Annotated in this window: 17 protein-coding genes and 1 pseudogene; 11 read left to right on the forward strand and 7 right to left on the reverse strand. The window is 67.3% G+C overall.

The features are described 5' to 3' along the window. Nucleotides 1-1185: pseudogene (locus ACK5M9_RS14790) on the forward strand (hypothetical protein); the annotation flags it as partial. Between the two features lie 100 nt (nucleotides 1186-1285). Here ACK5M9_RS14790 and ACK5M9_RS14795 read toward each other — a convergent pair. Then, nucleotides 1286-2275: a malate dehydrogenase gene (locus tag ACK5M9_RS14795; RefSeq protein WP_416893904.1), complete on the reverse strand. Its 990-nt coding sequence runs from the start codon at nucleotides 2273-2275 to the stop codon at nucleotides 1286-1288. A 193-nt stretch (nucleotides 2276-2468) separates the two neighbouring features. On the opposite strand from ACK5M9_RS14795, the gene corA reads away from it, so the two are divergent. Then, entirely contained in the window at nucleotides 2469-3569 is a 1101-nt protein-coding gene (corA, locus tag ACK5M9_RS14800) for a magnesium/cobalt transporter CorA (protein ID WP_416893905.1), read from the forward strand. A gap of 126 nt (nucleotides 3570-3695) precedes the next feature. On the opposite strand, the gene ACK5M9_RS14805 is transcribed toward corA, so the two are convergent. Further along, nucleotides 3696-4868: an ABC transporter ATP-binding protein gene (locus tag ACK5M9_RS14805; protein ID WP_416893906.1), complete on the reverse strand. Its 1173-nt coding sequence runs from the start codon at nucleotides 4866-4868 to the stop codon at nucleotides 3696-3698. Nucleotides 4869-5013: 145 nt separating this feature from the next. After that, nucleotides 5014-5541 (reverse strand): general stress protein, encoded by a 528-nt coding sequence (locus ACK5M9_RS14810; RefSeq protein ID WP_416893907.1) that lies wholly within the window; start codon nucleotides 5539-5541, stop codon nucleotides 5014-5016. Nucleotides 5542-5765: 224 nt separating this feature from the next. Between ACK5M9_RS14810 and ACK5M9_RS14815 the strand changes: the two genes are divergently transcribed. The 4 genes from ACK5M9_RS14815 to ACK5M9_RS14830 all read left to right on the forward strand — a co-directional run bounded on the left by ACK5M9_RS14815 (nucleotide 5766) and on the right by ACK5M9_RS14830 (nucleotide 10277). Beyond that, nucleotides 5766-7076, forward strand: a complete 1311-nt coding sequence (locus tag ACK5M9_RS14815) for a magnesium transporter MgtE N-terminal domain-containing protein (protein ID WP_416893908.1) — start codon at nucleotides 5766-5768, stop codon at nucleotides 7074-7076. After that, complete coding sequence (locus ACK5M9_RS14820) at nucleotides 7073-7615, forward strand: DUF1003 domain-containing protein (RefSeq protein ID WP_416893909.1); 543 nt, start codon at nucleotides 7073-7075, stop codon at nucleotides 7613-7615. The genes ACK5M9_RS14815 and ACK5M9_RS14820 overlap by 4 nt, the downstream gene beginning before the upstream one ends. Nucleotides 7616-7744: 129 nt before the next feature. Further along, nucleotides 7745-9082, forward strand: a complete 1338-nt coding sequence (locus ACK5M9_RS14825) for a lytic transglycosylase domain-containing protein (RefSeq protein WP_416893910.1) — start codon at nucleotides 7745-7747, stop codon at nucleotides 9080-9082. A gap of 43 nt (nucleotides 9083-9125) precedes the next feature. After that, entirely contained in the window at nucleotides 9126-10277 is a 1152-nt protein-coding gene (locus tag ACK5M9_RS14830) for an Mrp/NBP35 family ATP-binding protein (RefSeq protein WP_416893911.1), read from the forward strand. A 20-nt stretch (nucleotides 10278-10297) separates the two neighbouring features. On the opposite strand, the gene tatB is transcribed toward ACK5M9_RS14830, so the two are convergent. From tatB to sigE, 4 genes are all read right to left on the reverse strand, one after another. Further along, nucleotides 10298-10711, reverse strand: coding sequence for a Sec-independent protein translocase protein TatB (tatB, locus tag ACK5M9_RS14835; RefSeq protein WP_416893912.1), 414 nt, complete (start codon nucleotides 10709-10711; stop codon nucleotides 10298-10300). After that, nucleotides 10712-12220 carry a S1C family serine protease gene (locus ACK5M9_RS14840; protein ID WP_416893913.1) on the reverse strand — a complete coding sequence of 503 codons (1509 nt, stop codon included), beginning with the start codon at nucleotides 12218-12220 and terminating at the stop codon, nucleotides 10712-10714. It lies immediately after the preceding gene. A 167-nt stretch (nucleotides 12221-12387) separates the two neighbouring features. Beyond that, entirely contained in the window at nucleotides 12388-12822 is a 435-nt protein-coding gene (rseA, locus tag ACK5M9_RS14845) for an anti-sigma E factor RseA (RefSeq protein ID WP_416893914.1), read from the reverse strand. A gap of 157 nt (nucleotides 12823-12979) precedes the next feature. Further along, nucleotides 12980-13750, reverse strand: coding sequence for an RNA polymerase sigma factor SigE (sigE, locus tag ACK5M9_RS14850; protein ID WP_416893915.1), 771 nt, complete (start codon nucleotides 13748-13750; stop codon nucleotides 12980-12982). A gap of 211 nt (nucleotides 13751-13961) precedes the next feature. Between sigE and ACK5M9_RS14855 the strand changes: the two genes are divergently transcribed. Genes ACK5M9_RS14855 through ACK5M9_RS14875 form a run of 5 tightly spaced genes read left to right on the forward strand, consistent with a single transcriptional unit; the run spans nucleotide 13962 to nucleotide 19661 of the window. Further along, nucleotides 13962-14627, forward strand: a complete 666-nt coding sequence (locus ACK5M9_RS14855) for an O-methyltransferase (RefSeq protein WP_416893916.1) — start codon at nucleotides 13962-13964, stop codon at nucleotides 14625-14627. A 30-nt stretch (nucleotides 14628-14657) separates the two neighbouring features. Further along, the gene (locus ACK5M9_RS14860; protein ID WP_416893920.1) at nucleotides 14658-15617 is read left to right on the forward strand and encodes an ATP-binding cassette domain-containing protein; all 960 of its coding nucleotides are present in this window, start codon (nucleotides 14658-14660) and stop codon (nucleotides 15615-15617) included. Continuing rightward, nucleotides 15614-17248 (forward strand): ABC transporter permease, encoded by a 1635-nt coding sequence (locus tag ACK5M9_RS14865; RefSeq protein WP_416893917.1) that lies wholly within the window; start codon nucleotides 15614-15616, stop codon nucleotides 17246-17248. The genes ACK5M9_RS14860 and ACK5M9_RS14865 overlap by 4 nt, the downstream gene beginning before the upstream one ends. Next, nucleotides 17245-17919 carry a methyltransferase family protein gene (locus ACK5M9_RS14870; protein WP_416893918.1) on the forward strand — a complete coding sequence of 225 codons (675 nt, stop codon included), beginning with the start codon at nucleotides 17245-17247 and terminating at the stop codon, nucleotides 17917-17919. The genes ACK5M9_RS14865 and ACK5M9_RS14870 overlap by 4 nt, the downstream gene beginning before the upstream one ends. A 59-nt stretch (nucleotides 17920-17978) precedes the next feature. Further along, a complete protein-coding gene (locus tag ACK5M9_RS14875; protein ID WP_416893919.1) occupies nucleotides 17979-19661 on the forward strand; it encodes a CocE/NonD family hydrolase in 1683 nt (560 codons plus the stop codon). The last annotated feature ends 505 nt before the right edge of the window (nucleotides 19662-20166 follow it).

Below are 20166 nucleotides of genomic sequence, written 5' to 3' on the forward strand. Positions count from 1 at the left end.
GGTGCCGGCGGAGCCGGCAGCGGTTCCGGCGCTGCCGGCGGCGGTGCCGCCGGCAGCGGCATCGGCGGCGGAACGCACGGCGCCGACGGGTCTGCGCCCACCACCGCCTCGGGCAACGGCGGAAACGGCGGGGCCGGCGTCAAGGGCACTACCTATGGCCCCAGCGTCCACAACCAACCCGGCGGCAACGGCGGCGACGGCGGCACCGGCGGCAACGGCGGCAACTACGGCAACGGCGGCGACGGCGGCACCGGCGGCAACGGCGGCAACGGCACGAGTGGAAGCACCGACGGCACCGGATGGAGCGCCCCCGGCACCACCGGCGGTGTCGGCGGCGACGGCGGCAACGGCGGCAACGGCGGCAACGGCGGCACGATGATGGGCAACGCCGGTAACGGCGGCGACGGCGGCGTAGGTGGCAAAGGCGGCAACGGCGGCACGGGACTCAACGGCGTCAGCAACATCTGGGGTAAGACCGGCGGCGACGGCGGCACCGGAGGCAACGGCGGCACCGGCGGCACCGGAGGCAACGGCGGCGACGGCGGCACCGTGCAGGCCAGCACCGGCGGCGGCGGCACCGGCGGCAACGCCGGTACCGGCGGCGATGGTGGCAACGGCGGCAATCCCGGTGGCGGCGGCAGCGGCAGCAACGGCGCCACCTGGGGCAAAGTCGGCGCCGACGGCTATGCCGGCGGTACCGGCGGCAACGCGGGGGACGGCGGCGGCGGTGGTATCGGCGGCAACGGCGGTACCGGCAGCGACGGCGCCGGTGGCGGTGCCGCGGGTAACGGTGGCAACGCCGGCGACGGCGGAAACGCCGGTACCGGCGGCAACGCCGGCGGCAACGGCGGCAACGGCGGCAACGCCATCAACAACGGCAACGGCGGCGACGGCGGCACGGGTGGCAATGCCGGCAACGGCGGCGGCGGCGGCAACGCCGGAACACCGGGGGCAGGCGGCAGCGGCGGCGGCGCGGGCAGCGAAGGCAGCGGCGGCAGCGGCGGCGGCGGTGAAACACCGGGCACACCAGGTTCCGGCGGCACCGGCGGGGCCGGCGGAACCCAGGGACAGACCGGCGGCAGCGGCGGCAGCGGCGGCAGCGCCCCCGGGACGGGCACCGCTGGCGGTACCGGCGGCGATGGCCAGGCCGGCACGCGGGGCTCCGCGGGGAATCCGTCGGCCTAGTGCCGGACAGCCCGCTTCAGCACCGACCGAATCCGGTCACACGGACCGTCGGGAACCGCCCTGTGCTATGTCGGATCGGTGCCTGCGAACAGATAGGCCGCTAGATCAGGCCCAGATCCGTCACGGCCTTGCGCTCGTCGGCCAACTCGGCGATGGAGGCGTCGATCTTGCCCCGAGAGAACGCGTCGATCTCCAGGCCCTGGACAATCGACCAGTCACCGTCCTTGGTGGTCACCGGGAACGAGGAGATCAATCCCTCCGGCACCCCGTAGGAGCCGTCGGAGACCACGGCCATCGACACCCAATCGCCCTTCGGTGTGCCCAGCAGCCAGTCGCGCGCGGCGTTGACGGTGGCCGAGGCGGCCGACGCGGCCGAGGAAGCACCGCGCGCCTCGATGATGGCCGCACCCCGCTTGGCGACGGTGGGAATGAAGTCGTTCTCGATCCAGTCCTGATCGTTTACGGCTTCGGCGGCGTTCTTCCCGGCGACCTCGGCGTGGAACACGTCCGGGTACTGGGTGGCCGAGTGGTTGCCCCAGATCGTCATCTTCGTGATGTCGGTGACCTTCGCGCCGGTCTTGCCGGCGAGCTGACTGATCGCCCGGTTGTGGTCGAGACGCGTCAGCGCGGTGAACCGCTCCTTGGGGATGTCGGGGGCGTTGGTCATCGCGATCAAGGCATTGGTGTTCGCGGGATTACCGGTCACCCCGATGCGGACATCGTCGGCGGCTGCGGCATTGAGCGCCTTGCCCTGGGCGGTGAAGATCGCCCCGTTGGCCTCCAGCAGGTCGCCGCGTTCCATGCCCTTGCTACGGGGGCGAGCACCTACCAGCAGCGCGAGGTTGACGCCATCGAAGATCTTGGTGGCGTCGGAGCCGATCTGCACCCCGGCCAGCAGCGGGAAGGCACAGTCGTCCAACTCCATCACGACGCCCTCCAACGCCTTGAGTGCCGGCTCGATCTCCAGCAGCCGCAGCTCGATCGGGCGATCGGGCCCCAGCAGCGAGCCACTGGCCAAGCGGAACAACAAGCTGTAGCCGATCTGACCGGCTGCACCGGTGACGGCGACCTTGAGGGGACTTGCGCTCACGTCGGTTCTGCTCCTTCTGCGTTCGAGACGGGGTTAGCGTCGAAACTAGCGCACCTGTGTCATCGCGAAAACCGCCGGTCCGTCCCGATACCGGGAATCGGTGGACCGGCGTTCGACTCAGACCCTCGCCGTCCCTGTTCGGCGGGTACGATTGCCACCGCCCGGCAGACATCCCCCGCGATCGGAGGTGCACGTGTTCCCCGGATTCGATGCTCTCCCGGAGGCACTGCGGCCCGTTTCGCGAACACGCAGGCGGCACATCCAGCCCAGGTCGGACTTGCTGACTCACGCCCTGGTCGACTGCGCGGTCTATGTCGACGGACACCGGCTGCCCGGGACATTCACTCCCGCGGATGCGCGCACCAAGGTGCGGGAGCTGGACGCGGCGGGGCAGGACGCGTTCGTCTGGATCGGCCTGCATGAACCCGGCCAAAGCCACATGCAGGAGGTGGCCGACCTCTACGGCCTGCACCCACTGGCGGTCGAGGACGCCGTGCAGGCTCATCAGCGGCCCAAGCTGGAGCGCTACGACAAGACGTTGTTCCTCGTCCTCAAGACGATCAACTACGTCCCGCACGAATCGGTGGTGCTGGCACGCGAGATCGTGCAGAGCGGAGAGATCATGATCTTCGTCGGCACCGACTTCGTGGTCACCGTGCGCCACGGTGAGCACGGTGGGCTGCACGAGGTTCGCAAGCGGATGGACGCCGACCCCGACCACATGCGACTAGGACCGTACGCGGTGATGCACGCCATCTCCGACTACGTCGTGGACCACTACCTCGACGTCACCGAACTGATGGAGGACGACGTCGATGCCATCGAGGTGGTGGCGTTCGCACCCGGCCGCAAAATCGACGTCGAGCCCATCTACCTACTCAAGCGCGAGGTCGTAGAGTTGCGCCGCTGTGTTGCACCGCTGTCCGCGGCATTCCTGCGGATGCAAACCGATTATCGGGATCTGGTTTCCAAAGAGGTCCGTCGCTACCTGCGGGACGTCGCCGACCACCAGACCGAGGCCGCCGAGCACATTGCCAGCTACGACGACATGCTCAACTCGCTGGTGCAGGCCGCGCTCGCCCGGGTCGGTATGCAGCAGAACATGGATATGCGCAAGATATCGGCGTGGGCCGGCATCATCGCGGTGCCCACCATGGTCGCCGGGATCTACGGGATGAACTTCCAGCACATGCCGGAGCTGAACGCGCAGTGGGGTTATCCACTGGTGGTCGGGTCGATGGTCGCCATTTCCATTCTGCTCTACTACGTCTTCCGCAACCGCGACTGGCTATAGCTTTGCTCGCGAGCGTAACGCCACGGCGAAATCCTGAGCGCAAAATCACAGCCTCGTTACGCTCGCGAACGAACGAGCACACGAACCCTCGATACGGTAGCCGCAGAAATGCTCAGGCAGACCCGATCAACCGGAAGCCGGAACCGTGAGGTTGACGCCGGAGTCCGCATCGAAGACAACCGCCTTGCCGGTCGCCATACCCAGTTCGACCGGACGTCCGGCAACCGCATTGGATTCGAATGGGACTCGTGCAACGAACCGGTTTTCGCTCACCGCGGATTCGGCGGCCACCTCGTCGAGCCGGGCTGAATGAAGCTCGACGCCGGCAACCGAGAAGTACACATACCTGTCGGCGCCCAGCGACTCGACCAAGTCGACGTCGGCTTCGAAAACCAGTGAATCGGCCGGCCTGCGGCCGTCGGTGTGCGCAGCATCGAAGATGTGCTCCGGCCGCACCCCGGCTATCACATTCTTTGGCCGGGGGTGCGTCGCGATCACGTCCAGCACCCGCGGCGCCAACGCCATCTCGCCGAACGGGAGTCGCAGCCCGCTTGCCGTGAGAACAGCCGGGAGGAAGTTCATCGCCGGTGAACCGATGAAGCCGGCCACGAAAAGGTTGGCCGGCCACCGATAGAGCTCGGCTGGCGTGCCGATCTGCTGTGCGATACCGCCGTGCATCACCACCACGCGGTCGCCCAGCGTCATTGCCTCGGTCTGGTCGTGGGTGACGTAGACGGTGGTGGTGCCCAGCCGCTTCTGCAGGCGCGCGATCTCGGCGCGCATCTGCACCCGCAGCTTGGCATCGAGATTGGACAATGGTTCATCCATCAGAAAAGCCTTGGGGTGGCGTACGATTGCCCGGCCCATCGCTACGCGTTGCCGCTGCCCGCCGGACAACTGCGCGGGCCGGCGATCCAGAACGTCGGTCAAGCCGAGGATCTTGGCGGTGTCGGCGACCTTATCCGCGATCTCGGCCTTCTTCTTCTTGGCCAGCGTCAGCGGAAACGCAATGTTCTGCCGCACCGTCATGTGCGGATACAGTGCGTAGGACTGGAACACCATCGCGATATCGCGATCCTTGGGTGCCCTGTCGTTGACGCGCTCACCACCAATCCGAAGTTCGCCCGACGAGATATCCTCAAGGCCGGCAATCATATTCAGCGTGGTTGTCTTACCGCACCCGGACGGTCCGACAAGAATCAAGAACTCCCCGTCGGCAACGGTGATGTTCAGGTCCCGAACGGCCACGCGCCCGTCCGGGTAGCTCTTGCTGAGGTGGTCCAGGACAATCTCGGCCATCGCGCTATCCCATCACAACACCAGGGGCCGGCCCGGCGGCAATCCGTCGTTGCAGAACCCGCACAAGGGCAATGATAGGAATCGAGGTCACGACGGCACCGGTCCCGACGATTCGCCGACGCGCCACCCTCGGCCCCTGCGGGCGTCAGATGGCCAGGCGAGCCAGCAGATCTCGCGCCCGCTCGGCGGTCTGCGGATCACAGAGGACGTCGTAGCGGCCGGCCACCAACTGCATTGTGGAGCTGAAGTCCCTGGTGCCGCGCGCCATCGCATACGGCACCGCAGAGGTGATCAGTCCGAAGAACACGCCGGCGACCAGGCCGGTCACCAGCGCACCCCACGGGTTCGGGCTGAAAACCCCCAGGACCAAGCCGATGAACAACCCGAGCCAAGCGCCGGTGAGGACGCCGCCGCCCAGCACCTTGCTCCAACTCAACCGGCCGGTGACCCGTTCGACCTGCATGAGATCGACGCCGACGATAGTCACCTGCTGGACCGGGAACTGCTGATCCGACAGGTAGTCGACGGCGCGCTGGGCCTCGGCATACGTCGGGTAGGAGCCGACGGGCCAGCCCTTGGGCGGTGTCGGCAACACCGGCATATTGCGGCGAGCCGACGCGGAACGGCCCTGCACCGGGCCATGCCCCGCTCCGGGCTGCAATGGACTAGTCATGGCTCTCATTCTCCTCTGCCTCAGCCACATTCTCCCCCCGCCCGGCCGGCGTTTCACCTCACAGCACTCTGCAGAGCACTGACGACAGCGCCGGCGAGGGTTCCCGCCCGCTATCCCGGCGGTTCGACCGTTCGAGTCGTGCCCCATCCTGGTTTGCCCCCCTGGCGACCCGATCGGTGACCTCGACACGCGCAAGGGCCGGTGACGCTCCTACGCTCTCCGGTATGGGAACGGTGAACAGGGTGTACGTGGCACGGCTGCCGCGGATGATGGTGCTGGGCCCGCTCGGCGAGTCCTTCGGGCGGGTCCGGGATGTGGTGATCGGTATCAGTATCGTCCGTCAGCAACCCCGGGTTCTGGGTCTGGTCGTCGACCTGGCAACCCGGCGCAGCATTTTCATCCCAATCCTGCGCGTCACCGCGATCGAACCCAACGCGGTGACGCTGAACACCGGAAACGTCTCGCTGCGCCACTTCGAGCAGCGCCCCGGCGAAGCGCTGGCCATGGGCCAGGTGCTCGACACCCCGGTTCAGGTGAGCGACCCCGACCTCCCCGACCTGTCCGGCGTCGACGTCGTGGTCACCGATCTGGGAATCGAGCAGACCCGGACCCGTGACTGGGTGGTGTCCAGGGTGGCGGTTCGCTCCCAGCGACGGCTGGGGCGGCGCGGGCCGGTGCACATCGTGGACTGGCGGAACGTCCAGGGATTGACACCGTCGGCGTTGGCCATGCCCGGCCAGGGCGTGGCCGAACTGCTGGATCAGTTCGAGGGCCGGCGCGCCGTCGACGTCGCCGACGTCATCCGCGGGCTACCCGCCAAACGCCGTTACGAGGTGTTCAAAGCCCTCGGTGACGAACGGCTGGCCGACATCCTGCAGGAACTACCCGAACTGGATCAGGCCGATGTGCTTTCGCACCTGGGTACCGAGCGCGCGGCCGACGTCCTCGAAGAGATGGATCCCGACGATGCGGCCGACCTGCTGGGCGTGCTGAATCCGACGGACGCCGAAATGCTGCTGACCGAGATGGATCCCGACGACTCCGACCCGGTGCGGCGGTTGCTGACCCACTCCCCCGACACCGCAGGCGGCTTGATGACATCCAATCCGGTGGTGCTCACCCCGGACACCGCGGTCGCCGAGGCGTTGGCCCGGCTCCGCGACCCCGACCTGACCCCGGCACTGGCATCCATGGTTTTCGTGGCACGTCCGCCGACCGCCACCCCGACAGGTCGCTACCTGGGCTGTGTACACATGCAACGACTCCTGCGCGAACCACCCGCGGAACTCGTCGGTGGAATCGTCGACACCGACCTGCTCTCCATCGGCCCGGAGACACCGCTGGGCGGGGTCGCCCGCTATTTCGCTGCCTACAACCTGGTGTGCGGACCGGTGATCGACGATCAGAACCATCTCTTGGGCGCGGTCACCGTAGACGACCTGCTCGACCATCTTCTTCCGCACGACTGGCGAGTGGACGTCGCCCAAAGCGATCTCGCCGGCCGGCCGGCGCAAACCGGAAGGGCGTCTTCGTGAGCAACTCTCCCGCCAACCGCGGGCTGTACACCCCGCGCACATCGCGCCGCTTCACCCCGCGGCTCAATCCCGAAACGGTCGGGCAGACCACCGAGTCGATAGCACGGTTCTTCGGCACCGGCCGCTATCTGCTGCTGCAGACGCTGGTGGTGCTGGTGTGGATCGCGCTGAATTTGTGGGCTGTGCGCTGGCGATGGGATCCCTACCCGTTCATCCTGCTCAACCTGGCATTTTCCACACAGGCCGCCTACGCCGCGCCGCTGATCCTGCTCGCCCAGAACCGTCAGGAGAACCGCGACCGGGTCGCCCTCGACGAGGATCGTCGCCGTGCCTCACAGACCAAGGCGGACACCGAATACCTGGCCCGCGAGCTGGCCGCACTGCGCCTGGCCGTCGGCGAAGTCGCCACGCGCGACTACCTGCGCCACGAGCTGGAGAACCTTCGCAGCCAGCTGGCGGACCCGCAACGCGGCGCACCCGACGCCGGGTCGGCGCGGTCACCGGACAATGCCGGGCGCCGAGCGGACAAAACCAGCTGAGAACCCAACCGGCCATTGCGCAACTGCCGTTACACGAGTTATGTATGGTGATCTAGTTCACGAGAATTTCAAGACGCTATCGGTTCGGCCAGGAGCGCCGGCGGACCACATAGTTTGAGGACGGTCGAAGTGCACATTGGTCGACGCTGGAGAGTTGGACCAGCGCTGGCAAAGGCGCGCTCCCGCGCCCTCCGATTGACCCGGACACCGGTGTTCGGCGTAGCGATGATCTCGCCCCTGATCCTCGCCGGAGCGGCCAGCGCGGGAGCGCCCGGAGTCCAGGGAAAAGCGCCCAGCCGCACCGAGATCACCCCGGTCGCCGCCGTGGGCCCCGCCCCGCGCATCGATCAGTCCGGCCCGACGGTCGTCTCCGCTCAGCGGGTAAAGACCAACTTCCACGTTGCCGCCGGTACGAGCTCCGCACCACCGCCACCGACGGCCGTGAATTCTACTGGCGCACTTGGTATTCCAATAATGGCACTGTCGGCCTACCGCAATGCCGAACAGAAGATGGCCACTGCGGCACCGGACTGCGGCGTCAGCTGGAACCTGCTCGCCGGCATTGGGCGCATCGAATCCAGCCATGCGGGCGGGGGCGCTGTCGACGCCCGCGGAACCGCGGTCAACCCGATCTACGGACCGGCCCTGGACGGCACCCTTCCCGGTAACGAGGTGATCGTCCAGAGCGGAATCGGCAACCGGGTGACCTACGCCCGGGCGATGGGGCCGATGCAGTTCCTGCCCGGAACCTGGGCCCGCTACGCCGTCGACGGCGACGGCGACGGTGTGCCCGACCCGCAGAACCTGTTCGACTCCACCCTGGCGGCTGCCCGCTACCTGTGCAGCGGTGGCCTGAACCTGCGCGACCCTTCGCAGGTGATGGCCTCGATCCTGCGTTACAACAACTCGACGTCCTACGCCCAGAACGTACTGGGCTGGGCGGCGGCGTATGCCACCGGCGTGGTCCCCGTCGACCTGCCCCCGATCGTCGGACCACCACCGCCCCTCGGCGACGCGCACCTCGAGCATTCGGACGGACTCGGCCCCAGCATGCCCCTGGACTTCAACGGTCTCGGGCCCGACGACCCGGCGATGCAGCACATTCCACTGGTCGACTTCGGCCAGCCGCAAATCATGTTCCAGCCGCAGCCGGATCAGCAACCGATGTTCCCGCCGATGATGCCGTGGCTGCCACAACCGCAGCAACCGGTGCCGGCGGGTACCCCCGGGTGCACGGTGATCTGCATTCGCTCGCAGACTCCCCCGGACGCACCGCCACCGGGTATCGGGCCCCCACCGCCGGCAGCCCCGCCATTCGCCCCACCGCCACCGGAGGCGCCGCCGTTCCCGCCTCAATTCGCCCCGCCGCCGCCGGAGGCGCCGCCGCTCCCCCCTCAATTCGCCCCGCCGCCTGCGCCACCGGTGCCCGGCGCGCCGCCGCTGCCTCCGCCGGCTCCGGTCAACTGACCGTTCGGCCCCGGAGAATTCGCGCCGCATACACTCGGCGGTGATGTCCACAACCCACGACGACGCCACAGGCCTGATCGCGGCAGTACGCACCGCGCTGGCAAAAGTGATCGACCCCGAACTCCGGCGCCCCATCACCGAGCTCGGCATGGTCAAGAGCATCGATATCGACCCCTCTGGCACGGTCGCTGTCGGGATCTACCTGACCACCGCCGCCTGCCCGAAGAAGGCCGAACTCAGCGACCGGGTCCGTCAGGCGGTGGCCGACGTTCCGGGTACCGGGGCGGTGCAGGTCAGCCTGGACGTGATGAGTGACGAACAGCGCACCGAACTGCGCAGGCAGCTGCGCGGCGACGCGGCCGAACCCGTCATTCCGTTTGCCCAGCCCAACTCGCTGACCAGGGTGTACGCGGTTGCCTCCGGAAAGGGCGGCGTCGGCAAATCGACCGTCACCGTCAATCTGGCCGCAGCCATGGCAGCCCGCGGCCTCGCCGTCGGCCTGCTGGACGCCGATATCCACGGCCACTCCATCCCCCGGATGATGGGCACCACCGACCGGCCGACCCAGGTCGAGTCGATGATTCTGCCGCCGATCGCCCACGAAGTGAAGGTCATCTCGATCGCCCAATTCACCAAGGACAACACACCGGTGGTGTGGCGCGGCCCGATGCTCCACCGCGCCCTGCAGCAGTTCCTGGCCGACGTCTACTGGGGCGACCTCGATGTGCTGCTCCTCGATCTGCCGCCAGGCACCGGCGACGTCGCAATCTCACTGGCTCAACTGCTCCCGAACGCCGAGATCCTGGTGGTGACCACCCCGCAAGCGGCCGCCGCCGAGGTGGCCGAACGTGCGGGCAGCATCGCGATACAGACCCGCCAGCGCATCGTCGGCGTGGTGGAGAACATGTCCGGGCTGACCCTCCCGGACGGATCCACCCTGCAGGTGTTCGGCGAGGGCGGTGGCCGCCAGGTGTCCGAACGGCTGTCTCGGGCCGTCGGCTCCGACGTGCCGCTACTCGGCCAAATCCCCCTGGAACCCGCTTTGGTGACCGCCGGGGATGCCGGCGTACCGGTGGCCCTCAGCGCCCCCGATTCGGCGGTGGGCAGGGAGTTCGGCCGCATCGCCGACAGCTTGTCCGCACGCCGACGCGGCCTGGCCGGAATGTCCTTGGGGCTGGACCCGAGGCGACGCTGACCGCCATCACTCCGCGACGTTCAGGTCGCGTCCGAGTCGAACGGTGCGTGCTCACTCCGGACGGGGGGTAGCGGATCACCGGCCGCGGGCACGGCAGGCGGCTCGGCCGGACCGGGTGCCCCGCCCGGCGATGCCGGCCGGTCGAAGTCTCCGGTGAAGATGGAGTCATCGCCGTCGAGCAGGTGTTTGGTCAGCGCGGCGCGCGGCGTCATGCCCCGCAGCTTCTGCAACTCACCCAGATGCCCGCGCAGATCGTCGAATTCGGGACCGATGTCTTCGCGCAGTTGGCTGGTCATGCCGCTCAGATAGTCGCGGGCCTGGCGCAGGGCGCCCGTGGTCCACCGAATGGCGCCGGGGAGTCGTTCGGGCCCGAGCACCACCAACCCGACCACGACGAGTACCAGCATCTCCCCCCAGCCGATGTTGGCGAACATCTAACCGCTGGCGTCGGGTTTGACGGTCAGGGTCACATGGCGGCCTTCGCGGACCACCTCCACTTCGGCATCCTGGCCGATGGTCAGCTGGCGCACTGCAACGACAGCCTCATCGGAGTCTGCGACCGCCCGGCCACCGATCTTGACTATCACGTCGTTTTCCAGGATGCCGCCCTTCTGGGCGGGACTACCGGCCTTGACGTTGGCCACCTGCGCGCCCGAGGCCATCGCATTGCTCACCGATCGCGTGCTGATACCCAGCGTCGGGTGTGCGATCTTGCCGTCCTTGATCAGGGTCTGCGCCACCAGCTTCATCTCGTTGACCGGAATCGCGAAACCCAGACCGCTGGCACTCTCCGACAGCGACTTGCCGGCGGTATTGATGCCGATCACCTGCGCATCCATGTCGATCAGCGCGCCGCCGGAGTTGCCGTGGTTGATCGACGCGTCAGTCTGGATGGCGTCGATGACGGTGTCGGTGTCGGATTCGTCGCCCGACAACGGGACGGGACGATGCAGGGCGCTGACGATACCCTCGGTGACAGTGCTGCGCAGCCCCAGCGGCGCCCCGACTGCCAACACTTCATCGCCGACCCGGACCTTGTCGGAGTCACCGAGCCGGGCCACCGTCAGATTCTCGACGTTGTCGACCTTCAGGACCGCCAGGTCGGTCTTGGGGTCGCGTCCCACCAGACTCGCCGGCACTTCCTTGCCGTCGTTGAACACCACCGTCATCTTGAACTGGCTGGGGTTGTTGGCGGCTTCGGAGATCACGTGGTTGTTGGTGACGATGTACCCGCGGCCGTCGATGATCACGCCGGAGCCCTGCATGCCCTCCTGGTCGCTCTTGGATTCGATGGTCACCACCGAATCGGCCACCGCAGCCGCCACCTTGGTGAACCGGCCGGCCGGCTCCTGGGCGTTGCCGGTGGTGGACAACGTGACCTTCGAGGTGGTGAAAGCCTCCACGACTTCGGCGGTCTTGCGGCCGATCACACCGCCTACCGCACCTATCACCAATGCCGTCAGCAGCAGTATGCCCAACGCGAGATACGACACCTTGCCGCCGAACAGCAGCTCGCGTACACCCAGCTTGCCGGTGTGCCGCATGTCGCCGCCGGCAACCGCCGGGGGCAACGCGGGGGTACCCAGGCCGGCGGCCGCAGCCGGATCGCGCCACGGATCCTCCGGCTCGTCGGGTTGTCCGGCGTTTTTCTCCGCGGCCAGCGCGCCGGCGTCGACGGGGTGGCGTTGCAGGGTCTCGACGACACCGGTTGGGCGACCGAACGCTTCGGCCAGTACCGGGTCCTTGGGAACGTCATGGGGCTGGAAATCGGCTTGGTCCCGATATTTCTTCGGACGCACCCGTTCGGCCACAAAGGACCCGCGCAGCCCGGACGGGCGTCCGAACGTTTGTCGCGAGGACGGGTCGACCGGTGGCCGGTGAACGGGGCGCGGTGCCAGCCGGTCGGCTTCCTTGCCGCTGTTGTTGCCTTCGTCGGGGGTCACGGTTCCTCTTCTAGATCCATCTGTGGGCGCTCGACAGGGCCATCGCCACACCACGACACCGCACTGGCCCCAGGCATGTGAGTAACCACCCTAGTATCCATACCTTCGACCGGCGTGAACCCGCACTGGGCGGCGACCCGGCCCGGTTCGGGCGGACAACGCTCAAGCTAGCGACGCTTCCGCTGGTCGCGACGGTCGTCCTCGCCGAAGACGCCGGGCAGCGAGGATCCGGCGGGCTGCTGTGTCAGGTCCTGGGGCAAGCTCTGCGGGATCTGCGGGATCTGCGGGATCTGCTCCAGCGACCCGAGCAGCGAACTGGGTATCCGGATCGGCTGCGAATCCCGCAGGGCGTCGCGTGCACGACTGTGTCCATCCACCTCGGCCTCGCACTGCGCGCACAGCGACAGGTGATGCGCTGCTCGCAGGTGCGCGTTCATCCGTAACTCACCATCGACGAAGGCCGCGATCGCTTCGATGGACAGGTGTTCGGTGGACCCGAAGCGCCGGGGCACGCCGATGGGTGCACCGGCATCGCTCTGCGACGCGAATTGGGCCGGGAGCCACGCGAACGCACGGCGGAACACCTGCCCAGGGTCGGCCATCGCCAACTCCCTTCGCGCCGTCGCAAGACATCGATATCTCGAATGTAGCGCGGCGTGACGCTCGATAACCATGCGCAACCCCTCAAAACCCCATTAGTTGGAACCAATTGGCAACCGGGCCGCAGCCGAACCGAGGGTACGGCCCACCACCGGAGGCTTAACCCGCCCGCAGAACCGACCGATCGTCGTCATGCACGGCATCCTGCGGATGCGCGGCCAGATAGCTCCGTAGGGCCTGTCGCCCGCGGTGAATCCGACTCCGCACGGTACCGAGCTTCACACCCAGCGTGGCGCCGATCTCCTCGTAGGACAGTCCCTCGATGTCGCACAGCACCACCGCGGCCCGGAACTCCGGGGCCAACGAGTCCAGCGCGGCCTGCAGGTCGGGCCCCAAGCGGGAGTCGTGGTAGATCTGCTCGGGATTCGGCTCGTCGGCCGGCACCCGGTCGTAGTCCTCGGGCAACGCTTCCATGCGGATCCGGGCGCGCCGGCGGACCATGTCCAGGAACAGGTTGGTGGTGATGCGATGCAGCCAGCCCTCGAACGTTCCGGGTTGGTAATTCTGCACAGACCGGAACACCCGGATAAACGTCTCCTGCGTGAGGTCCTCGGCATCATGCTGGTTGCCACTGAGCCGGTAGGCCAGCCGGTACACCCGGTCTGCGTGCTGACGAACCAGTTCGTCCCACGACGGCATTGCCGACTTGTCTCCGGTCGCGTCGAAAACCGCTGTACCCTGCAACTCGTCAGGCGACTCCACCCAGTCCTCGTAGCGGACCGGCTGGGGGTGAGACATGCTCGACGGACTCACAGTGATGATGTCGCATTCCTCCGTGGTAACCCTGCCATCCAGGTTTGCCGATTTTTCAATTTCCGAAACACGCGGGCGCCATCGCGTATTCCCGTTCCGGCGTTCTGGGTGTTCCATAGGACTTACCGTTACCTACTCGCTTGAGCGCGAGGTATGAGCAATCTGAGCGTTGGCTTAGAAACCCAACTGTTACCGATGTTGCCCTGCGTCGATCGTTCTGGAGGTGATCCGCGTCGCGGGCAGCCCACCCGGCGTGCCGGCGGCTGGCCCCTGCCCCTCCCGGGCGCGCCTGAGCAATCCGGTCCACGCTTCGGCATACTCTGCGGACATGTCCAGTTCCGACGATTCTTCCGGGCAGCCGACCCCCAGCAAGGCCGATGCGCTGGTGGCGCATGCCGAGACATCGATATCCGAGGATTCGATCCTGGCCGATGCTCGCGAACGAGCGGCGGACAGCGGAGCCGGCGCCGTCACCCCGGCCGTCGGCGCACTGCTGAGCCTGCTGGCCAAGCTGGGCAACGCCGCGGCGGTCGCCGAGGTCGGAACCGGGACGGGAGTCAGCGGACTGTGGCTCCTGTCCGGCATGCGTGACGACGGTGTTCTGACCACCATCGACATCGAGCCCGAATACGTCCGGCTGGCCAAACAGGCATTCTCCGAGGCCAAGATCGGAGCCTCGCGTACCAGACTCATCAGCGGGCGCGCCCAGGAAGTCCTCACGCGACTCGCCGACGAATCCTACGACTTGGTGTTCATCGACGCAGACCCGATCGACCAGCCCGAATACGTTCAGCAAGGCGTTCGCCTACTTCGCTCGGGCGGTGCCATCGTGGTGCACCGGGCCGCACTCGGCGGCCGCGCCGGCGATCCCGAGGCGCACGACGCCGAGGTCGCCGCGGTCCGCGAAGCGGCCCGCCTGATCGCCGAGGACGAACGGCTCACCCCGGCGTTGATCCCGCTGGGCGACGGCCTGCTGGCCGCGGTCCGCGACTGACATGGACTGTCGGCGGCGGTGAGCGTTCCCATGCCGGCCGCCCGTCGCACACCGATCGACGTTCGCGGCCTGTCCAAGAACTTCGGCGATGTCCGGGCACTGGACGGCCTGGACCTGCTCGTGCGCGAAGGCGAAGTGCACGGCTTTCTCGGCCCCAACGGTGCCGGAAAATCCACCACCATTCGCGTTCTGTTGGGCCTGGTCAAGGCCGACGCTGGCCACGTCCGGCTGCTGGGCGGCGAACCATGGACCGATGCGGTGGATTTGCACCGCCGGATCGCCTACGTACCGGGCGATGTCACACTGTGGCCTGCGCTGACCGGCGGTGAGACCATCGACCTGCTGGCCCGTATGCGAGGAGGCATCGACCGGACGCGCCGGGCGGAGCTGATCGAGCGCTTCGAGTTCGACCCGAGCAGGAAGGTGCGCACCTACTCCAAGGGCAACCGGCAGAAGGTCTCCCTCATCTCGGCATTCTCCTCCGGCGCCAGCCTGCTGTTGCTGGACGAGCCGAGCAGCGGGCTGGACCCATTGATGGAGAAGGTTTTTCGCCAGTGCATCGAAGAGGCCCGCGGCCGCGGGGTGACGGTTCTGCTGTCCAGCCACATCCTCAGCGAAACGGAAGCCCTGTGCGGGCGGGTGACCATCATCCAAGCCGGACGGACCGTCGAGACGGGGTCGCTGGCGTCCATGCGCCACCTCAGCAGAACCACTGTCAAGGCCGAATTACTCTCTGCCCCAGCTGACCTCACCCGGATCAAAGGCGTCAGCGATGTCCGATTCGACGGCAATACACTGCACGCCAGCGTCGATGACGACAGCCTCGGTGAACTCATCCGGGTGATCGGCGTCGCCGGTGTGCGCCACCTCGTCAGCCGGCCGCCGTCGCTGGAGGAGTTGTTCCTGCGCCACTACGGCGTCGAAGACTTCGGCGTCGAAGACTTCGGCGGCCCGGGCGGATACGAACACAAACAGGGCCCGCCCCGATGACTGCCGCTATTCTTCGGCGTCATATTCCCGCTCCGCAATGGAATTCGGCTTTGGCAGGAACTCTCGGGCTACTGCGGCTGTCCTTGCGCTGCGATCGGGTGGCGTTGCCGCTGTGGGTGTTGCTGCTGTCGGTCCCGTTGCCAACGGTGTACATCGGCAGCGTCGCCAAGGTCTACCCGACAGTGGCGGATCGTGCGGCCGCGGCCGCGGCGATCATGGCCAGTCCGGCTCAGCGCGCCGTCTACGGGCCGGTGTACAACCACAGCCTGGCCGCGATCGGACTCTGGAAGGCGAGCATGTTCCACGTCCTGATCGCGGTGGCCGTCATCCTCACCGTCATTCGGCACACCCGCGCCGACGAGGAGACCGGCCGCACCGAGCTGATCGGTTCCACCGCGGTGGGCCGCTGCGCGAATCTCTCCGCGGCGCTGTTGCTTTCGTTCGGGGCATCCGTGGTCACCGGTGTCGTCGCGGCGGCGGGCCTGCTGACCACCGATATCCCGGCTTGTGGTTCGCTGGCTTTCGGTGCGGCGCTGTGCGGCTCCGGGCTGGTTTTCACGGCGGTGGCCGGCGTGGCCGCGCAACTGTCACCCAGCGCCCGGGTCGCGCGCGGGATCGCGTTCGCCACGCTGGGCACGGCGTTCGCGTTGCGCGCGGTCGGCGATGCCGGCGGTCCCGGCACGTTGTCCTGGCTTTCGCCGCTGGGATGGTCACTGCAGGTACGCCCGTATGCCGGTGACCGCTGGTGGGTACTGCTCCTGCATCTGGTGACGACGGTCTTGCTGACCGGTGCCGCGTACCGTCTGCTGACCGGCCGCGATGTGGGCGCCGGACTCATTCCCGAACACCCGGGCCGCGACACCGCCGCAGTCTGGCTGGGCGGCATCGTCGGCCTGGCCTGGCGTCTCGACCGCGGCGCGATCCTGGTGTGGACAGTGGGTCTGGCCCTGTACGGCCTGCTGGTCGGCAGTCTGACGCACGGTATCGGCGACCAATTGGGCAGTTCGTCGGCGCGCGACTTGGTCGCCCGGCTCGGCGGCAGCGACGCTTCGGAGCAGGCCTTCGTCGCTGTCGGATTCAGCATCCTGGGCATGATCGCGGCGGCCTTCGCAGTCTCGCTGGCACTGCGGCCCCACGGCGAAGAGAACGGCCGGCGCGCCGAGACGCTGCTGGCCGGATCTGTCTCCCGGACCCGTTTCCTGGCCGGCCATCTGGTACTGGCACTGGCCGGTTCGGCATCGGCCATCCTGCTGGCGGGCCTGGCCGCGGGGCTGGCGTACGGCATGGCTGCCGACGACATCACCGGGAAGCTGCCCGCGGTCCTCTCGGCGGCAGCCGTACAGGTTCCCGCGATGTGGCTGCCGGCGGCGCTGACCGTCGCCTTGTTCGGCTTTGCGCCGCGCTTCACACCGGCCGTCTGGGCGGTGTTTGTCGGGTTCGTCGCGCTGTACCTGCTGGGGTCGCTAGCGGGATTCCCCCGGTGGCTACTCGACATGGAACCTTTCGCGCACACTCCGCGGCTCGGGGGCGGCAACTTCACCATTGCGCCACTGCTGTGGCTACTGATCATTGATGCTGTGTTGATCACATTGGGCATCAATGCGTTTCGACGACGGGACATGCGACTATGAAGATGGCTCTGAGGCTAACGGTGACATCAGGGCTCGGGCTGATCACCTTCGGCGCCATGTTGTTCGTACCGGCCGGGACGCTGAATTATTGGCAGGCCTGGGTTTTCCTGGCGGTGTTCACCGTCGCGACCCTGGTGCCGAGTTGCTATCTGGCCCGGACCGACCCCGCTGCCCTGCAGCGACGGATGCATGCCGGGCCGCGGGCCGAAACCAGAACGGTCCAGAAATTGGTCATCGCAGCGGCATTCGGCGCGTTTGCCGCGATGGTGGTTCTCAGCGCACTGGACCACCGGTTCGGCTGGTCGTCGGTACCCACTGCCGTCGTGGTGATCGGTGATGCGCTGGTTGGGGTGGGACTTGGCATTGCCATGCTGGTGGTCGTTCAAAACAGGTACGCGGCGGCGACGGTGGCCGTGGAACCGGGCCAACACGTGGTCACCACAGGGCTCTATGGTGTTGTGCGCCATCCGATGTACGCCGGCAACGTGATACTCATGGCAGGGATACCGCTGGCCCTCGGCTCCTACTGGGGGTTGGTCCTCTACACCCCGGGCGTTCTGATTCTGGTTCCCCGAATCCTCGATGAGGAGCGGCTGCTGACCGTGGAATTGGCTGGATATCGCGACTACACCCAACAGGTGCGGTACCGGCTGGTGCCCGGACTCTGGTAGCCGGCCCCTGGTGGCCGGCTCCGCAATGCCGACCGCGAAATACGCATAGGGTGTTCGGGGTGACCCGCAACCCGACGACCGGGCTGGACCGCCCCTGGCACCGCCGCGGCGCACTTCGCTATGCGGTGGAACGCATTCGGGGTATCGCCCGGCCACCGGTCACCGTCACCGACCCCCCGCCCGACATCGTCACCGAACGCGATGTCGAGGTTCCCACCCGCGACGGAACTATCCTGCGAATCAACGTCTTCCGTCGTGGCGGCAACAGCGAGCAGCCGGTCGTCCTCAGCATTCACCCCTACGCCAAAGACGATTTGCCATCCCGACGACGCGGACGGTGGACCTTCTCGACGCAGTACCGGGCAATGCATCAGGGGGCACCACTGGCCTTCTCCGCCCTCACCGGCTGGGAATCCCCCGATCCCGCGTTCTGGACCGCCCAGGGCTTCGTGGTTGTCAACGCCGACATGAGAGGTTGCGGCACCTCGGACGGCACCGGGCGCCTGCTGTCACGGCAGGAGGCCGAGGACACCTACGACGTGGTGCAGTGGCTGGCCGGCCAATCGTGGTGTGACGGTCGAGTCGTCATGCTTGGGGTCTCCTACCTGGCGGTCGCCCAGTTCGCCGTCGCGTCCCTGCGGCCCCCGGCACTGAAGGCCATCTGCCCGTGGGAAGGCTTCACCGACGCCTACCGCGACCTGGCTTTCCCTGGCGGTATCCGGGAGTCGGGCTTCACCCGCGTGTGGGCACTCGCCGTGCGCCGTCGCACCCGCCAGAGCTACGACCTGGTGCGGAAGCAAGCCGAACACCCGCTGCGAGACGACTTCTGGCGATCACTGACACCCGATCTGCCGGCAATCGACGTCCCGATGCTGGTCTGCGGCAGCTTCTCCGACAACAACCTGCACAGCCGAGGGTCGATCCGAGCATTCACTCAGGCGAGGTCACGACACGCCCGGCTCTATACGCATCGGGGCGGCAAATGGGCGGTGTTCTACTCCGCCGAGGCGCGGGCCGAACAGTTGAAGTTCTTCCGGGAGGTCCTCGACGGCGCGCCCGCTACCCGCAGCGTGCGTCTGGAGGTTCGCGAGGACCGCAATACCATCGCGGCGGTACGCGAAGAACACGAATGGCCGCTGGGCCGAACCCAGTGGCGGCCACTGTATCTCGGTGCCGCTGGGCGGCTGTCACGCGAACAACCGACGAAGGCCGGCAGCATTGCATTCGACACCCGTTCACGCGCCGCGGCATTCAGTTGGACAGTACCCGAGGAAACCGAGCTGACCGGCCCGATGGTCGCGCGCCTCTGGGTGCAGCTTGATGGCTGCGACGACGCGAATCTCTTCGTCGGCGTGGAAAAGTGGCGCGATGGGCGATACGTGGGATTCGAAGGTTCCTACGGCTGGGGCCGAGACCGGGTGACTACCGGGTGGCAGCGAATCTCGCTGCGCGAAACGGACCCCGAACTGTCGCAGCCGTGGGAGCCGGTCCCGGTCTGCGACTCTCCACAACGGCTGACCCGCGGCGAGGTGGTCGCGGTAGACGTGGCATTGGGCCCGTCGGCGACGTTGTTCCGCGCGGGTGAGCAGTTGCGGATCGTTGTGGCCGGCCGCTGGCTCTCCCCCCGCAATCCGTTGACCGGGCAGTTCCCCGCGGCGTACCCTCATCCACCACGCGGGCTGGTGACCCTGCGCTGGGGTCCACGCTACGACGCACACCTGCTGATTCCGCAGATTCCGTAAACGACCTACCCGGGCGCCTATACCGGCTCTGCGGGCCCGGAGATGCCGACTTCGAACATTGGCCTCTGTCGAAATCATCGGGCACACCGGACGATCCCGCTGTCTCGCAAATGGACCGGCACCCGGCACCCGGCACCCGGCAAACGTGTTTGCGGCCCAGACTCCTAGAAGGTAGGGGTGGCTGATAGTGCGTCAATTGTCAAGGAGGTGAACAGGTTTTGTGGATAAATCCGGGTCTGTGGATGAAAGTGACCGAATATGGCTGCGGCACGGGTTTTTCAGGCTTTGTCGCCCGGAGTTGTCGGTGGGTGTCTCTAGCATTTCAACCATGGCAGCCAGCACGCGGGAAGAGATCGTCGAGGTTTTCGACGCACTCGACACGATCCAGGATCGGCTGCTGGAGTTGAACTTCGATGTGCTCACCACACCCGAACGGCTGACGATGCTCGACCGCCTGGAAACCATCGCCCGCCGCATACCCACCCCCCGCCACGCCCTGATCAAC

The organism is Mycobacterium sp. (assembly GCF_047975165.1).
In the GTDB taxonomy this organism is placed as follows: Bacteria; Actinomycetota; Actinomycetes; order Mycobacteriales; family Mycobacteriaceae; genus Mycobacterium.

Bases quoted from the DNA above. Each gene is read 5' to 3' on its own strand.
- ACK5M9_RS14805 (WP_416893906.1), bottom strand. From the start codon at position 4,868: ATGGCCGAGATTGTCCTGGACCACCTCAGCAAGAGCTACCCGGACGGG.
- ACK5M9_RS14870 (WP_416893918.1), top strand. From the start codon at position 17,245: ATGAAGATGGCTCTGAGGCTAACGGTGACATCAGGGCTCGGGCTGATC.
- ACK5M9_RS14865 (WP_416893917.1), top strand. From the start codon at position 15,614: ATGACTGCCGCTATTCTTCGGCGTCATATTCCCGCTCCGCAATGGAAT.
- sigE (WP_416893915.1), bottom strand. From the start codon at position 13,750: ATGGAACACCCAGAACGCCGGAACGGGAATACGCGATGGCGCCCGCGT.
- ACK5M9_RS14860 (WP_416893920.1), top strand. From the start codon at position 14,658: ATGCCGGCCGCCCGTCGCACACCGATCGACGTTCGCGGCCTGTCCAAG.
- tatB (WP_416893912.1), bottom strand. From the start codon at position 10,711: ATGTTCGCCAACATCGGCTGGGGGGAGATGCTGGTACTCGTCGTGGTC.
- ACK5M9_RS14830 (WP_416893911.1), top strand. From the start codon at position 9,126: ATGTCCACAACCCACGACGACGCCACAGGCCTGATCGCGGCAGTACGC.
- ACK5M9_RS14855 (WP_416893916.1), top strand. From the start codon at position 13,962: ATGTCCAGTTCCGACGATTCTTCCGGGCAGCCGACCCCCAGCAAGGCC.
- rseA (WP_416893914.1), bottom strand. From the start codon at position 12,822: ATGGCCGACCCTGGGCAGGTGTTCCGCCGTGCGTTCGCGTGGCTCCCG.
- ACK5M9_RS14815 (WP_416893908.1), top strand. From the start codon at position 5,766: ATGGGAACGGTGAACAGGGTGTACGTGGCACGGCTGCCGCGGATGATG.
- ACK5M9_RS14810 (WP_416893907.1), bottom strand. From the start codon at position 5,541: ATGACTAGTCCATTGCAGCCCGGAGCGGGGCATGGCCCGGTGCAGGGC.